At 63.3% G+C, this 14,319-nt stretch carries 15 protein-coding genes; 1 reads left to right on the forward strand and 14 read right to left on the reverse strand.

Annotation, left to right across the window (positions count from 1 at the left end; all coding sequences use genetic code 11):
* Positions 1 to 260: 260 nt before the first annotated feature.
* The 14 genes from M0D68_RS23390 to M0D68_RS23455 form a co-directional block, all read right to left on the reverse strand.
* Positions 261 to 965, reverse strand: a complete 705-nt coding sequence (locus M0D68_RS23390; protein ID WP_211701709.1) for a DUF2968 domain-containing protein — start codon at positions 963 to 965, stop codon at positions 261 to 263.
* Between the two features lie 47 nt (positions 966 to 1,012).
* Entirely contained in the window at positions 1,013 to 2,404 is a 1,392-nt protein-coding gene (locus tag M0D68_RS23395) for a sigma 54-interacting transcriptional regulator (protein ID WP_093632485.1), read from the reverse strand.
* Between the two features lie 15 nt (positions 2,405 to 2,419).
* Positions 2,420 to 4,216 (reverse strand): TadG family pilus assembly protein, encoded by a 1,797-nt coding sequence (locus M0D68_RS23400; RefSeq protein WP_266225484.1) that lies wholly within the window; start codon positions 4,214 to 4,216, stop codon positions 2,420 to 2,422.
* A gap of 1 nt (position 4,217) precedes the next feature.
* Positions 4,218 to 4,595 carry a DUF3613 domain-containing protein gene (locus tag M0D68_RS23405; RefSeq protein ID WP_093632759.1) on the reverse strand — a complete coding sequence of 126 codons (378 nt, stop codon included), beginning with the start codon at positions 4,593 to 4,595 and terminating at the stop codon, positions 4,218 to 4,220.
* Positions 4,596 to 4,632: 37 nt separating this feature from the next.
* A complete protein-coding gene (locus M0D68_RS23410; RefSeq protein ID WP_266225486.1) occupies positions 4,633 to 5,514 on the reverse strand; it encodes a tetratricopeptide repeat protein in 882 nt (293 codons plus the stop codon).
* Between the two features lie 10 nt (positions 5,515 to 5,524).
* Positions 5,525 to 6,538 (reverse strand): type II secretion system F family protein, encoded by a 1,014-nt coding sequence (locus M0D68_RS23415; RefSeq protein ID WP_093632483.1) that lies wholly within the window; start codon positions 6,536 to 6,538, stop codon positions 5,525 to 5,527.
* Positions 6,539 to 6,540: 2 nt separating this feature from the next.
* Entirely contained in the window at positions 6,541 to 7,554 is a 1,014-nt protein-coding gene (locus M0D68_RS23420) for a type II secretion system F family protein (protein ID WP_093632482.1), read from the reverse strand.
* Positions 7,547 to 8,947 carry a CpaF family protein gene (locus M0D68_RS23425; RefSeq protein WP_093632481.1) on the reverse strand — a complete coding sequence of 467 codons (1,401 nt, stop codon included), beginning with the start codon at positions 8,945 to 8,947 and terminating at the stop codon, positions 7,547 to 7,549. Before M0D68_RS23425 ends, M0D68_RS23420 begins: the two co-directional genes overlap by 8 nt.
* A gap of 3 nt (positions 8,948 to 8,950) precedes the next feature.
* Positions 8,951 to 10,192 (reverse strand): fimbrial protein, encoded by a 1,242-nt coding sequence (locus tag M0D68_RS23430; RefSeq protein WP_093632480.1) that lies wholly within the window; start codon positions 10,190 to 10,192, stop codon positions 8,951 to 8,953.
* 132 nt (positions 10,193 to 10,324) lie between these two features.
* The gene (locus tag M0D68_RS23435; RefSeq protein WP_093632479.1) at positions 10,325 to 11,722 is read right to left on the reverse strand and encodes a type II and III secretion system protein family protein; all 1,398 of its coding nucleotides are present in this window, start codon (positions 11,720 to 11,722) and stop codon (positions 10,325 to 10,327) included.
* 41 nt (positions 11,723 to 11,763) lie between these two features.
* Complete coding sequence (cpaB, locus tag M0D68_RS23440) at positions 11,764 to 12,708, reverse strand: Flp pilus assembly protein CpaB (protein ID WP_266225489.1); 945 nt, start codon at positions 12,706 to 12,708, stop codon at positions 11,764 to 11,766.
* Between the two features lie 91 nt (positions 12,709 to 12,799).
* Entirely contained in the window at positions 12,800 to 13,297 is a 498-nt protein-coding gene (locus M0D68_RS23445; protein ID WP_266225491.1) for a TadE/TadG family type IV pilus assembly protein, read from the reverse strand.
* A complete protein-coding gene (locus tag M0D68_RS23450) occupies positions 13,294 to 13,794 on the reverse strand; it encodes a prepilin peptidase (protein ID WP_266225492.1) in 501 nt (166 codons plus the stop codon). Before M0D68_RS23450 ends, M0D68_RS23445 begins: the two co-directional genes overlap by 4 nt.
* A gap of 142 nt (positions 13,795 to 13,936) precedes the next feature.
* The gene (locus tag M0D68_RS23455) at positions 13,937 to 14,116 is read right to left on the reverse strand and encodes a Flp family type IVb pilin (RefSeq protein WP_093632475.1); all 180 of its coding nucleotides are present in this window, start codon (positions 14,114 to 14,116) and stop codon (positions 13,937 to 13,939) included.
* Between M0D68_RS23455 and M0D68_RS23460 the strand changes: the two genes are divergently transcribed.
* Positions 14,103 to 14,315 carry a hypothetical protein gene (locus M0D68_RS23460; protein WP_143131626.1) on the forward strand — a complete coding sequence of 71 codons (213 nt, stop codon included), beginning with the start codon at positions 14,103 to 14,105 and terminating at the stop codon, positions 14,313 to 14,315. The two genes, M0D68_RS23455 and M0D68_RS23460, sit on opposite strands and share 14 nt — an antisense overlap.
* Positions 14,316 to 14,319: the final 4 nt, after the last annotated feature.

The following is a 14,319-nucleotide window of genomic DNA, read 5'->3' on the forward strand; positions in this document are numbered from 1 at the left end:
CAAAGGAGTCATCAGCTCCCACTCCGCACTGCGTGCGTCGCGGACGGGTCTGCATAGGAAACCAGGGGCGTGGGAATGTCTGTTCGTGTGGCGGGGGTGCTTCGGGAATGAGGCTTTTTGCTGCGGGGATAGGTGACTTACGTTACTAGGCGGCTTGTACGTCTAGTTTTTTGTTCGGCTTGTGCGCCGTTTGTTCTCTCGATGGGGGCGGCGGCGCTTTCAAAGCCGCCTTGCCCGCCCATCTTCCGGTATTCCCGCGGTCAATGCGACGGCAGGCCGGTTTCCAGTTGGCGCTGCAGTTCGCGGACCTGGCGTTGTGCGGCGCGCAGTTGGTCTTGCGCGGCAGCCTTCTGCTGTGCCAGTGCCGTTGCTTCGGCGCGGGTCTGTTGCTGCTGGTTCGCGACAATCGTCTGCTGCTGATGCGCAACGTCGAGGTCGGCCTGCAAGCGGTTGGCTCGGTCCTGCGACAACGCGATCATCCGCTCCGTGAACACCTTCTGCGCTTCAAGCTGCGTGCGGCGAATCTCGACGTCCGACAGTTGCAGCGTCTGACGCACAAAATCCTTGTAGATCATGTCCGCACGCGTGGCGTCCTGCGTCTTGATGACGCGCCAGAAGTTCTTCTGCTGGAACAACGCCACGTAGTACGTCATCTCCTTGCCATAAAACAGCAAGCTCGCTCCATAGCTGCCGTTGTATGTCGTGCGCAATTCGCTCAGGTCCGAACCCCGGATCATCTGCTGCAATTCCGCCACATTGCCCGCTGCAGACTGCTTGGCTTCGTCCGGCGTCAAGGCGCTTGTCTGCGCCTGAGTGGACGGCAACGCCGTTGTCGTGCCCGGCTGGGAAACGACGCCAGCGCTCGACCCGCTATCCGGCAAAGCCTGAGCATTCACGCCCTGCACGGCCCCCATCGCGATGAATGCTGCCAGGGCAATCTGCCGTAGTTTCGACTTTCGGTCCATGTAAATCCTGCTTGAACAGTTTTTGTTTTAGTACAACCGTCTCATTATTACTCACTTTCGCGTGTTTCGGGCTCTTCATCAAAAATTTGGTACTTACGCATCTTCTCCCACAAAACCTTACGGCTGATCCCCAAATACAGGGCTGTGTCCTGCCGGCGCCAACCGTTTGCGTCGAGCGCGGCCAGCACGCGATTGCGCTCGGCCATGTCCCATTTGCTGCGATCCACCAGCACCTCAGCGGCGCTCTCCGCCGGCACCGGCTGGCTGGTGCGCGCAAGCGCGAGCAGCCGCTGCAGGCGCGCCGCGTCCCACGCGCCGATCTGACGCACCGTCACGCCGATCCGCTCGGCCAGGTTGCGCAGCTCGCGCACGTTGCCGGGGAAGTAGGTGTCGGCCACCGCGTCGGCGAGCCAGTACGGCAGGTCCGGCAACGCGGAAAGACGCTCGCTGCCGACGATCTGCGCAATGAACGCCTTGAAGATCGCAATCTTGTCGACCGCGCCCCGCTCTTCGAGGGACGGAATCTTCAACTCGATCACTGCAAGCCGATAGTAAAGATCGGCGCGGAAGGTGCCGTCCTTGACTAGTTGCGGCAGATGCTTGTTGGTCGCCGCCACCAGCCGGAAGTCGAGCTTCACCGGCGTGGCCGAACCGATTCGCGTGACCGCGCTGTCTTCGAGCACGCGCAGTAGTTTGACCTGCTGGTAGAGCGGCAGATCGCCGATTTCGTCGAGGAACAGCGTGCCGCCGTCGGACTGCTCGAAGTAGCCCTTGTGCGCGACCACCGCGCCCGTGAACGAGCCTTTCGAGTGGCCGAAGAACAGCGATTCGAACAACCCGTCCGGAATCGCGCCGCAGTTCACCGCGACGAACGGCCCCTGACCGTAGCGGGTATGTTTTTCGTGCAGCAGTTGCGCGATGCGCTCCTTGCCGACGCCGGTTTCGCCATGCACCAGCACGCTCGTGTCGCAGTCGGCAAAGGTGTCGACTTCGTGCAGCAGCGCCTGCATGCACTCCGAGTTGGCGATCATCGCATCCGACTCATGCGTCTTGGCGCTGTGCGCGCGCAATTGCAGCACCAGCTTCATGACCATGCCGCGCAATTCGGCGCAGGTGAAGTCGAGCGGGAGGATGTGCGAGTAGTCGGACGGGTAAGTCGCCGGATCATGGTCACGCGGCGCGGCGCCGACCCACACGACGGGAATGCCGTGCGCGGCCTGCCAGTCGCGCATGAGCAGCGCGCCGCTGTCGATCACCGACACGCTGATGATCGCGAGCGACGGCCGCAGCGCGGTCCGCTCAGGCGAGATCGCGATATCGTCCGCACGGATCACTTCGACGTCGAAGCTCGCCATGCAGCGCGCGACCCGGTCGACGATGTCGGCCTTGCCTTCCCAGACGTAGATATCGAGTTCCTCGATTTTGGGGTTGGTTCTCATCTTGTCTTGGTTACGCTAGTTGACCAGTTGCGAGACGCCGCATGTCAGCGACATGTTATGGAGCGTGGCGGTGCCGACCTGAACGCCCAACAGTGAAAGCGTCGGAACAATAAGGGTGTTAAGCAGGCTAAATACGCCTTGAAGCACCGGCGTCAGGGCGGTCGTCACGAGCGAAAGAATCGGGGTAAGGAGACCGTTCAGAATGCTGCTACCCAAAACGCTGACGGACAACGCCGTCGGTAGCTGCTGAAACAACGTCGTGCTCAACGAGGCGAGATCGCTGCCGAGCGCGTTAGAGTTCACCGGGGGCGGAGTGACGTCGAAGCTGCCGGAAGAACCGTTGATCGTCACGGGCGTTGTTCCGGGCGAGATCTGATACGGCCCGAGGTTGTTCAATGTGATGGCGACGGCGGGGCTTCCCAGCAACGAGACGGACGCGACGTTGACGGTGCCGGAGCTGGAACTCGGGCAGGAGGCGTTCGCGCCCACACAAAGCGATGCGATGCCCGGCGTCACCTGGATCGTGGCCTGGGTAGCCGCCTTGGTGCTTTCGCAATTTACCGGATCCAGTGTCGCTGTGCCCGGCGCGACCGCCAGTGTTACCACTACCGGTGTACTGAGCACCGAGATTGTAGCGATACCTAGGTACAACGGCGGCAGCGGCGCCAGACTGAGGGCCAGGTTGACCACTGCCGTGCGCGCGATCGTGCGGGAGGTGGTGACGCCATTGCCCGTAGTCGTCCCGCCCTCACCCACCGCCAGCGCCGGTGGATTCAGGATCTGCAGCGAAATATTGGCCAAGCCTGCCAAGCTAGCCGCCACATTGATCACCGGTGCATTGCCCTGCGAGCCGTCCGGACTGCGCTGCGCGATCTGCGCGGCGACCAGCAACGCGTCGAAGGCGTTGATGGTCGCGGTCGCCGCCGCATTGGGATTGGCGAGCCCAAGCGCGAGCAAACCCGGCGCGGACTTGCCGCCATCTCCCAAGGTGATGTTCTGACCGCCAGGAATCGCGACGGCCAGCGTCTGCAGAATCGCCGCATTGACGGTATCGCCACCGGCCTGCAACGCCTTGACCATCGCAACCATCAGCGTCTGGTAGCTCACCGTCGTGGCAAGCAGGCCCTGCATGTTTGCCGCGCCCAGCGCGACCATCAAATTCCCGAGCGAGACATGCGCCGTGGCGAGGCTCTGCATGTCTCCCACGCTGAGCGACACGCTCGTATTCAGCAACCCGCCGAGGATCGCGTTCAACAGCGCTGATTGTTGCGTATTGATCGTCGCGATGCCGGTGCCAAGCGAGAACGCGTCGATGTTCGATGCAAACGCGGTCGAAGTCGCAGTCACGGTGCGCGACGGTCCGAAGAATAAATATGGTACGACCTGGCTCGTCTGCACCTGCACGGCGTTGAGCGGATTGCCGGTCGTGCCGAAATAGGTATTGGAGCTCGTGTCCCAGCGTCCACAAGTCGTGTTGAGAATCGTCTTGGTGCCGTCGGCGGTGAAACCGTTGGACGCCGCATTCTGCTGCGCGGCCGCAGTCGCCGTCGTGCAGGCGCCCGATGTGCTGATGACCTGGACCGCAGCCATCGCAGCCAGATCCGCCGTACGTTGCAACTGCCTGCGCACGGCAAACACATTGCCGATGTCGATCGCACCGAGCGCTGCGATCGCGATGCTTAGCCAGATCACCGCCAGAACCGCGACCGCGCCGTGCTGGCGGCGAGCGCCAGGCATCGACGCGCCGCCGCGCCAGGCGCGTAGCGAGCGCCGATAGCGAGCGGCCACGGTAAAGGTCGAAGAATTGCGCATGTCAGTTCGAACCGATGCCAGGACCAGTTCCGCCGGTTGCGCCCATCGCGCCACCGCCGCTACCGCTGCCCGTACTCAGCGCCGACCCGTACAAGTCGGGAATCTTGCTCTTGAACGATTCCATGTAACGACGGTAGGCAAGCCCGGCTTCGGCGCCAAGCATCGGCAGCGCGGGTGCAGCTTCCGTGTTGCTGCTTTGCAGGTCGAGCCATGTGCGGGTCGAGTGGCCCACTTCGCTTGCCCGGACCGACGGCTGCGTGGCCTCTACCGGCTGGGCAGCGTCGTTTGTTTGCGCGAGCGCTGAAGCCGCCATGCCCATCGCCACACCGAAGCAAAGCACCGATGCCTTCCAACCCCGCTTCGTTGTTCTGTCATTCATCTCGATTCCCCTGATTGCCTGATCGGTCACTGAGCGCTCATTGCGCGAACCGCTGCAATAAACGCGGCGCCGGTTCGATACCCTGCGCGCTCGCGACCGTGCCGGTGCCTGCGCTCGCCTGCCCGAACTGTTGTTGTGGTTGCGCTCGCGACCCGTGTGTTTGCGCGCGTCCCGCTGCGGCTACCTTCGCCGCATCGCCGCGAATCGCCGCGCGCACGTCCGGCGTGAACTTCTGCTGGTTCATCACCGCCAGCGCCTGTGCCTGGTCGCCGTTGGCAAGCAGATAAAGCACCATGTTGCTGACGATCTTCGGATTGTTCTGATCGAGCTCGGCCGCCTTCATGAGCGGCACGCGCGCGCCGTTCACATCGCCGTCGCGCAGCTTCGCGTAGCCGAGATCCGACAAGGTCACGGCATCGGTCGGCGCGAGTTGCGCGGCCTGCTGCAGTTCCTGCGCAGCACGCGCAAAGTCACCGGCCGCGCCGGCGATCAGACCAAGCCCACGATAACCGCGCGTGGCGAGCGGCGTCTTCAGCAACTGGCCGTAGGCAGTCGCAGCGGCATCAGGTTGATCGGTCATCCGCAACGCGTCGGCGCGCAGCAAAATCGTGTCGGGGCTTACGCCGTACTGCTTTTCGTATGCGTCGATATGCGCGAGCGAGGCGAAGTAAAGTCCTTGCGACTGCATCTGATCGATCAGTCCGAGATACATGCCGGGCGTGTCCGGCGCGGGATCGCGATTGGCTTGCTGGGCCATCGCCGCACGCTCGGCCTGCGGCCCGACGCCGTAACCCACGACGTCTTTGGACGCGCACGCGCCAAGCAGGCACAACGCTGCCAACGCCACGCTACAACGTGTGGCACGGCGCGCGCTTTGAGCCGGGCGCGTCAGAAGTTCGAACGATAGACAGTGAGCCATTGCAAAATCCTTACCGATGCATCGTGCGCAACGAATGCTGGACAGCCAGCACGCCCGGTCCCGCTGTGACGATCATCAGCGCGGGCAATAATGTGATGATCATCACGCCGGTCATCTTCACGGCGAGACGGCCAATGCGTTCGCGCAGCATCGCCCGGCGCGATTCGCGCAGGCGGTCGCCGAACTGCTTGAGTGGTTCCTGAACAGCGCCGCCGTGCCGGTCGACCTGCACCAGCAGGCGCACGACTGCGCGCAAATCCTCGTTGTCGTAACTGGAAGCCAACCGGTTCAGCGACTGCTCGCGGGTGCGACCCGTCGCAAACTGGCGCTGCGCGATTTCCAGCTCGCTCGAGAGCACCGGCAGCATCGTGCGGAAATCGTTGACCATCACTTGCAAGCTCTGATCGAGCGACAAGCCCACGCCCTGCAGCAGGCGCAGCAGATCGACCAGCAGCGGCAATTCGTCGACCACCCCGAGCCGGCGCTTACCAGCTCGCCGCCTCAGGACGACCTTCGGCACCATGAAGCCTGCCATGATCGAAATGACCACCAGCATGACGTAGCGCGGACCGTCCAGAGAGCCGCGGGCGATGGCGCCGACCACCACCGGCAGCACCAGCGCGCCTGCCAGCCGCGCCACCAGAAACAGGCCGCGCGTGCGCGTGTCCACGAAGCCGCACTGCTCGAGCAAGCGGCGGTCTTCCTCGGCCACGACCTGGCGGCCGAACGGCGTGTCGAGCCAGCGAATCCCGGTATGCGCGAAGCGCTCGAGCAGTCCTTTCAAACCCTTGGGCCGCACGTTCCGCAAAGCCGCGTTCGAGGCGCTCTGAGCACCGTCCGCGCCACGTGCAGCCGCCGCGGCCGCGAGCGCCGCGGTTTGTAGTGCGCGTTCGTCGAGCGCGTGTCTAAGCGTGCGTTCGCTGCGCCGCACGGCGGCCACGCGCGCCAACACCAGGCCGGCAATCAACAGCAGTCCGAGCGCGGCCAGAGCCAGTGCGAGAGCAACGAATTGATCGACTTGCATCGTCATGTCCTCAGATTCGCGAGGCGATACAGCAGGTAGGCGCCCACCATCTGCAACGCGAATGCCAGATAGACGAGTTGCCGCCCGGTCGGATCGAACCACATCGACGCGAAATACTTAGGATTGGAGAGGATCAGAAAACCACCGATACCGATCGGCAACATTGCCAGAACCCACGATGACAGCCGCGTTTCGGCCGACATTGCGACGAGTTCGCGCTCGGCCTGTTCGAGATCGCGCATGAAAGACGCCATGCGGTCGAGCATCACGTCGGCACGCCCCCCGTACTTGACCGACAGACGCAGCACGGCGCCGACCAGTTCGAGTTCGCGCACGCCATAAATCAGCGCGACCTGAGACAATGCGCGATCGATTTCGACACCGGTACGCAGCATCCGCGACACATAGTCCAGACAATCCCGCAGTGGTGCCTCGGTGGTTTGCAACGCCGCCTGAAACGCAGCGGGCACGCTATTGCCGAGCGTAATCAGACGCACGATACCGTCGAGGAACAGCGGCAATTGACGCACGATCTGTTGACGACGCTTGTTCGCGCGCATCGTCAACATAAAATAGATGAACATCGCGCACGCAATCAGCGTCGCACCGGCGGCGAGCACGCCGCCCACCAGCATGGCCCAGGCGCACAGCACCAGCACGATTGCGCCAGCAATCGCGGTAGGACCCTTGGCACTGGCAATGCCCGCGCGAACCATCGCATGTTGGACCATAAAGCGCACGCGCGCTCGAAGGTAGCGCCCTCGCACGAGCCAGCCCGCATCAGCCGGTGGCGCTTGCGGTGCGATCGCGGCAGACGCCGCGGCGGCACGCGCGGGCGCAGCGCGCGGACCGCCGCCCGCCCCCACGCCGGCCGGCATGGCCACCGCCATACGGCTATCGATATAGCGCTCAGTGCTCGCCTGGTCTTTGCGTTGCGCGCCGCGTTGCCATAGCAACAACGCGAGCGCCGCGCATAGCAGCGCGAGCGCCGCGAAGACCAGTACCGCACTAGACATTGAAGCCTCCACCGAAGCCGCCACCGCCGCCTCCAAAGCCACCGCCACCGAAACCGCCACCGCCGCCGAAGCCCGCGTTGCCAAACCCGCTCTGCGCCTCGCCACCGCCCAATGCCTGGCGGAAACGCGCCAGTTTCGGCGAATGCGGATGAATGCCCAGCGACACCCAGTTATCGAGTTCGTCGCCCTCTGCAGTTGCGACCGGCTCGTAGCGATACAGCTCCTGAGTCGCGATGATGTTGTCCGACAGACCCGTGACTTCCGTGATCGACAGAATCCGCCGGCGCCCATTCGAAAGCCGGCCGATCTGCACGATGAAGTCGATCGCATTGGCGATCTGCCGGCGCAAGCTCGACTCCGTGCCCTGGAAGCCCGCGAACCCGGCCAGCATTTCGAGGCGGTACAGACATTCACGCGGCGAACTGGCGTGCACGGTGCCCATCGAACCGTCGTGGCCGGTGTTCATCGCCTGCAGCATTTCGAGCACCTCGCCGCCGCGCACTTCGCCGACGATGATGCGGTCCGGCCGCATCCGCAAGGTGTTGCGCAGCAGGTCGCGAATCGTCACGACGCCCGCGCCGTCAAAGCCGCCTGGACGGCTTTCGAGCCGCACCACATGCGGGTGGTTCAGCGACAGTTCAGCCGTGTCCTCGATCGTCACGACCCGCTCTGGCTCGGGGATGTGGAACGCCAGCGCATTGAGCAGCGAGGTCTTGCCCGAGCTCGTACCGCCCGACACGAGCACGTTGCAGCGCGCGGCGACCGCCGCTTCGAGCAGCGCGCCGATCTCCGGGCTGTAGGTGCCGTTAGCGAGCAGGTCCTCGGGACGCATCGGATCTTTGCGGAACTTCCGGATCGAGACGATCGGCCCGTCGATCGACAACGGTTCGATCACCACGTTCACCCGCCCACCGTTCGGCAGGCGCGCGTCGACCATCGGATTCGATTCGTCCAGACGCCGTCCGATCGGCGCGAGAATGCGCCGCACGATGCGCAGCAGATGCGCATTGTCGGCAAAGCGCACCTGAATCTTGGTCAGGATGCCGTGACGCGACACGTAGACGTCGTTGTAGCCGTTGATCAGAATATCCTCGACGGCCGGATCGGCGAGCAAGTCCTCGATCGGGCCGAAGCCCGCCAGTTCCTTAGTCAGCGCCTCGGCGATCAACCGCACTTCACTCTCGTTGATCGGTATCCGGCGCAGCCGTACAAAGCTGTCCATCTCCAGATCGACGAACTGGTTGATCGCGTTACGCGACCAGCGGCCGAACTCGGAGCCGAGTTCTTCGATACGCGTCAGCAGATGTTCGTGCGCAGCGTTCTTGATGTCCTGGAACTGCTGGCTATGCGCGAACGAAGGCGCGTCGTCGGCAAATTCGATTTCTTTTGCCATCGTCTATGACCGCTTGTAAGTGGTTGGAATGAAGCGCTTGAGCACGCCGAGCGCCGATTTGCTGCGTGCTTGCGCGGCCCCGCGCGCAGCGCCGCCGAGCCGTTCGATCAAAGGTTCGAGTGCGCGCACATACGGATCGCGCGCCGCGACATCGGCCAGCAGGTGTCCCTGGTTGACCGCCTGGCCGAGCGAGATGCGCCGCTCAGGCAAGGTGGCGAGCAACGGAATATCCAGACGCTGCGCGATCTGCGCGGCGGCGAGACCGAGGTCGGCGTCGAATTTGTTGACGATCAGCTGCACGTTCGCCGTATCCACGCCCTCTTCGCGCAACGCGTCGAGCACGCTGACCGCCGAAACGATCGAGGCGACACCCTGATCGCACAGCAGCCAGGTTTCGTCGGCGGCCTGCACGACGTGAGAGATGAACTCACTGTTGGTAAAGCCACCGAGATCGACGATCTGCTGATCGAAAAACGCGCGCAGCCGGTTCAACAAACCGATCGACGAGGAATACGACACCTCGCGCATGTCAGCGAGATTCGGCGGCAGCGTGGTGAGCGCGAGACCGCTGGAGTGGTGCGACAGTGCGGTGTGCACGAAGGTCTGATCAAAGCGGCGCAGGTTGCGTACGGCTTCGACGAAATTGAATTCGCTGCGCGTATTCAGGAGCAAGGAACCGTCGCCGGCCGGCAGGCCGAGATCGAGCAACGCAGTTTGCCGACCTTGCGCGACATCGCGCCGTTGCAGCATCACCGAGAGATTGGCGGCCAGCGTGCTCACACCCATTCCGACACGCGCACCTAGCAGCGCAATGACGTTGCCATGACGGCTGACCGGTTCGACGAGGTTGTCCAGAACCTGGCGCGTAATGCGCAACGCGTCTTCGGCGGGCGCGGACAGGTCGATGAAATCGCGCACGCCGGCACGCAGCGCAGCCAACGCGCTTTCGGGTTCAGCGAGCGAACCGAGCGCGACGATCTGCATGCCGGGATAAGCCGTGCGTACCGTGCTCGCCGCGGCACTCGCCGCCGCGGCGCGGCCACCGGAAAAGTCGACAAACACCAGTGACGGATTCAGCGCGGCAATGCGCTGCATCAGCATCGAGGGATCGAGTGTCGCCGCTTCGACCACACCTGCACCCACCAATGTATCGGCGAGCCAATGCACGTGTTCGTCGGCCAGCGACGCAAACACGAAATAATCGGTGACCGCCCGTTCAGTCAATGAATGCGTTCTCGCGTTCATGTTGGACATCCTTATGCGGCATGGGCTGCGAAGCCCCCGCGTCGTACTGCCTGCCAGCGCGCCCGCGCGGTTCGCGCGCATGCTGGCTCACTGCTCCACCGATCCGGCGCGCCGTCTGGGCGCCCGCCGGCTTCACTTCGAAAATCCCGGCGCTGCATCGCGCGCCGCCACACCGCCCATCAGCGAACGCCACACCGGCCCGTTACGCTGCTCGGACTGCTCGCCCGGCGTCGACGGCAAGGTCGCCCCCTTCGCCAGCGGCGACACCAGATGCGGCGTCACGATGATCACCAGCTCCTTCTCGTTCTGCTGGTAATTCAGCTGCTTGAAGAAGGTACCGATGATCGGCAGATCGCCGAGCAAAGGCACCTTCGAGACATTCGATGCGGTCTCGCGGTCGATCAGGCCGCCGATCACGAAACTCTCGCCGTCGCCGAGTTCGACCGTGGTGTCCGCACGCCGCGTGGTGAACGCGGGCACCGACACGCCGCTGATCGTCACGGCATTGGCAAAATCCAGCTGGCTCGCTTCGGGCGCCACCTTCAACGCGATGCGTTGCGGGCTCAACACGGTCGGCGTTAGCGTGAGTCCGACGCCGTACGGCTTGAACTCGATCGAGGTCGAACCGAGCGCCTGCGGCACGGGAATCGGCACCTCGCCACCGGCGAGGAAACTGGCGCTCTGCCCGGATAGCGCCACGAGTGTCGGTTCGGCCAGCACGCGCGCAAGATTGTTGCTCTCCAGCAGGCTCAGGTTCGCGAACAGCCCGTGCGTGGCGGAGTTAAAAATCAGGTTGAACGCCGACGAAATCGGCGTCGTAGCCGTCGTTTGCGGCTGCTGCCCCGCGGTCGCAGAAACCGAGGTCAACGCCGATGGCGCAAACGAGCCGAACGAAAAACCGTTGTTCTGCTTGAAGAAGTTGAAGCCCACTTCCTTGAGCACCGAGCGGCTGAACTCAACCACCCGCACATCGACCTGCACCACCGCGCGGCTCGCCACCGTCGACGTGTCGAACACCGCACCGTCCTTGCCAAGCGAGCCTTCCGCCGCGACCACGGCGCGCTGATGCGCCTCCATCGTCGCCGACGAGCCGGAGACCACCGCCGTGCCACCGAGCACCTTGACGGCCGGTGTATCGGGTCCGAGCAGTGAAGCCGCTGCCGGCGTGATGACGTTGACCGTATACATCAGTGGCGCCTCGCGGTCGCTTGCCCACAGCATCAGGTTGGTCGTGCCCGCCGCCTTGCCAACAAGGAGCACGCTGCCGCGCTTGTCGCCCTTGATGATCAGCACATCGGCCACTGCGGGGTCGCCGATCGCGACACGCTTGAGCGTGTGGCCGGTCGCGAGCGGCTGCTGCGCGCCGACCTTCAGGTCGATGGTTTGCGAGGGCGTAGCCTGAGCCGCCTGGGGCACTGGTGTGGATTGCCCACGCTGCACCGGACCCGCCGCGTCAGTCGCAGCCGATACGGTGAGCAACGCCAACCCGAGCCACACCGCTTTCCCGAAAACAAAAATCCGTTCTGTCATGTAGTTTTGGACGCGTCCGGCCGCCCGCTCCCTGAAACTGCTTACCAGGCGACCGTCTCGGCGCGCCCACCCCGTATCACTTCGATACCGCTCTTTGTACTGTTTGTGTTACCCGCGACGCGCGTAGGCGGCTGCGGTATATGCGGCAACGGCGGCCGTGCACCGGCGCCTGCTGAATTGGTGCTTCCCGATAAGGCATCAAGCGAGACGCCAGCCGCGGCGCGGGTCGAATCCTGCAGCGGCGCGGCCGCGCCGGCGACAGCAACTGTCTTCAACACGCCAGGATAGGCTGGCAACGCATTTTGATCAACTACTTCGGCATCCTTTGGATTACGTAGCGCGAAGATCAGACGGCCAGAGCTTTCGGCGAGCGTCAGGCGATCCACATCAGCGACCGGCACTGCCAGCACCGCAGTGCGCACCATACCGTTCGGGTCGCCTGCACTGTCGCCGCTGGTGGTTGCGTTTCCGAATGCGAGCACGCGCACTTTCGACATCAGGAGACGCGCCTGGGTCCGATCAATCTCGCCGCCGTTGCCGATTGTCCCATCGCGCTTGAGCGTGAAAAACACGTCGACGAAGTTACCTGGCCGCAGCCGGTTACCAACCGCATTGCCCTCGTCGACCCGCACGGCCAACGCACGCTCGCCCGGCTCGATACGCTCGGCGAGTCCTGACGACAACTGGGCTTCGAGCACCGGCGAGTCCGCACCGACCTCCGCGTTCGGCACGCGGCCAGCCAGTTGCGCCGGATCGGTGAAGGCGCCATTCGGATTGATCGGCAGCGACTGCACACGCAGTTGGTCGACTGTGATTGGCTTACCTGCCGGCAACGCGTGGGTGGCCACCACCACCGGGAAGCTTGCTTGCGTCGCAGGGGTCACAGCCACCGGCGCCGGGCGACGCGACAGCGTCCACGCGAACAGGCCCAGCAGCACTGCGACAGCGATCAGTACGCCGGCTAGAATTTTGGTCAGATTCGGCATGACGACTCACTGCTTCGGTTAAACGATGCCCTGCCGTGCGAGCGTTCGGAGCCGCGTAGACGGACATAAAGGCTGGGAGCCGGCGGGTGCGTCACTGAATATTCTCCGGATTGAGTTGTACTGTGGCGCTGCTCGACAATGTGCCAGGCAATGTATAGGTCAGCAGCGGCAAGTTCGGCACCAGCGGATTGTCGCGGTAGTTGTATGTCAGCAAGACGTTCACACACTGCATCGCGTTACTCGGGCCGCACGCCGCGGAAGATGACGTGCATTGCATGGCCTGCACCAGCGTCGCCACCATCAATTTCGCCGCCGCGCAGGCGGCGTTGCCGCGATTAACGAGTGCGTTTTGCATCGACGTGTTGCTCTGCCAGTTCAGCGCAGCGCGTGCACCTTCTTCCGCAGCGAGTGTCAGGTTCTGCTGCGCCACGAAGATCAGACTGAACGTGATGATCGAGTACAGGATCGTGAAGAACAGCGGGAACAGCAGCGCAAACTCGACGGCCGTGGAGCCGCGCTGCGCAGACGCGCGATGCACGTGGATGCGCTTGAGCGGCCGAGCCGCGCGCTGGGTCGCTATTAGCTTCACCGCAGCCCCCCGCCGAGTCCTTGCAACACGAGCCACGCACCGGCAGATACCGTGAGACAGGCGGCGTATGGCGTCGAGGCCTTGCCGGCGAGCTCGAAAGTCGACCCGTGATGACGGACCAAACTGGCAAGCCGTGTACGAGTCGCAATCAACAGCCAGAGTGCATGCACGCCCGCGGCAAGACTAGCCGCCATCCAGAGGTCGAGCAGCGCATGCATTCCGCACCACGCGCCGAGTACCGCAAATACCTTGACGTCCGCAGCACCCATGACGCCGAGCGCGAAAAACGGCAACAACGCGGCGAAGCCGACCAGCGCTCCAATAGCCGCCTGGGTCAATGAAATACCGAAAGGCCCGCACTGAAGAAACGCGCAGGCGAATGCCGCAGCCAGACCGGCGACGACAACTGAATTGGAAATACGCCGACTGCGGCAATCGCTGATAGCGACCACCGCGGCCCAGGCGATAAATAACAAAATACCGACAGAGACATTCATTTCGCACTCGACAGGCGAAGCAACGCCATGCGAATTGCAATGCAATTCGCATTAGCCAATTTGGCGATGCGCTAAAAAACGCCTGCGAAACAAACAGACGTGAAAATGCCTGCCGCTTCGCGGGACGTTTACAGGTTGCCCTCTACGATGCTGCAGGAGCCACGATCAGGTTCGCGACGTCCTGCAGCACTGTCGAAATGTGAGTACCGAGCGAAGTAACGGCGGTCGCAATGACGAGTACAACTAACCCCGCGATTAAACCATACTCGATGGCCGTCACGCCCTTGTTATCTCTCAGGAAGCGTTGTGTGAACTTTTTCATTTTTACCCTCGGACTTTCATTTATTTCGTTTGTTTACGTGCTGCTTCGGATGGCGGAGTCTTCAGCGCTGCGGACCATTGGTCTCTCATTCCTGGTCCTGCGTGTTGCGCTGCGGAAGCACCGCCTTGCAGCCGGCTTCAATAAAACAGATGTCTATGAGCTGTCTGTTCGATTACGCACCTCCCTCGTCAATCCGTGATGCT

Origin of the sequence: Paraburkholderia sp. SEWSISQ10-3 4 (assembly GCF_030464785.1) — a bacterium.
Classification (GTDB): Bacteria; Pseudomonadota; Gammaproteobacteria; order Burkholderiales; family Burkholderiaceae; genus Paraburkholderia; species Paraburkholderia aspalathi.

What these genes read in the sequence shown, in the direction of transcription:
- M0D68_RS23390 (WP_211701709.1), bottom strand. Translation starts at nt 965, where the DNA reads ATGGACCGAAAGTCGAAACTACGGCAGATTGCCCTGGCAGCATTCATC.
- M0D68_RS23395 (WP_093632485.1), bottom strand. Translation starts at nt 2,404, where the DNA reads ATGAGAACCAACCCCAAAATCGAGGAACTCGATATCTACGTCTGGGAA.
- M0D68_RS23400 (WP_266225484.1), bottom strand. Translation starts at nt 4,216, where the DNA reads ATGCGCAATTCTTCGACCTTTACCGTGGCCGCTCGCTATCGGCGCTCG.
- M0D68_RS23405 (WP_093632759.1), bottom strand. Translation starts at nt 4,595, where the DNA reads ATGAATGACAGAACAACGAAGCGGGGTTGGAAGGCATCGGTGCTTTGC.
- M0D68_RS23410 (WP_266225486.1), bottom strand. Translation starts at nt 5,514, where the DNA reads ATGGCTCACTGTCTATCGTTCGAACTTCTGACGCGCCCGGCTCAAAGC.
- M0D68_RS23415 (WP_093632483.1), bottom strand. Translation starts at nt 6,538, where the DNA reads ATGCAAGTCGATCAATTCGTTGCTCTCGCACTGGCTCTGGCCGCGCTC.
- M0D68_RS23420 (WP_093632482.1), bottom strand. Translation starts at nt 7,554, where the DNA reads ATGTCTAGTGCGGTACTGGTCTTCGCGGCGCTCGCGCTGCTATGCGCG.
- M0D68_RS23425 (WP_093632481.1), bottom strand. Translation starts at nt 8,947, where the DNA reads ATGGCAAAAGAAATCGAATTTGCCGACGACGCGCCTTCGTTCGCGCAT.
- M0D68_RS23430 (WP_093632480.1), bottom strand. Translation starts at nt 10,192, where the DNA reads ATGAACGCGAGAACGCATTCATTGACTGAACGGGCGGTCACCGATTAT.
- M0D68_RS23435 (WP_093632479.1), bottom strand. Translation starts at nt 11,722, where the DNA reads ATGACAGAACGGATTTTTGTTTTCGGGAAAGCGGTGTGGCTCGGGTTG.
- cpaB (WP_266225489.1), bottom strand. Translation starts at nt 12,708, where the DNA reads ATGCCGAATCTGACCAAAATTCTAGCCGGCGTACTGATCGCTGTCGCA.
- M0D68_RS23450 (WP_266225492.1), bottom strand. Translation starts at nt 13,794, where the DNA reads ATGAATGTCTCTGTCGGTATTTTGTTATTTATCGCCTGGGCCGCGGTG.
- M0D68_RS23455 (WP_093632475.1), bottom strand. Translation starts at nt 14,116, where the DNA reads ATGAAAAAGTTCACACAACGCTTCCTGAGAGATAACAAGGGCGTGACG.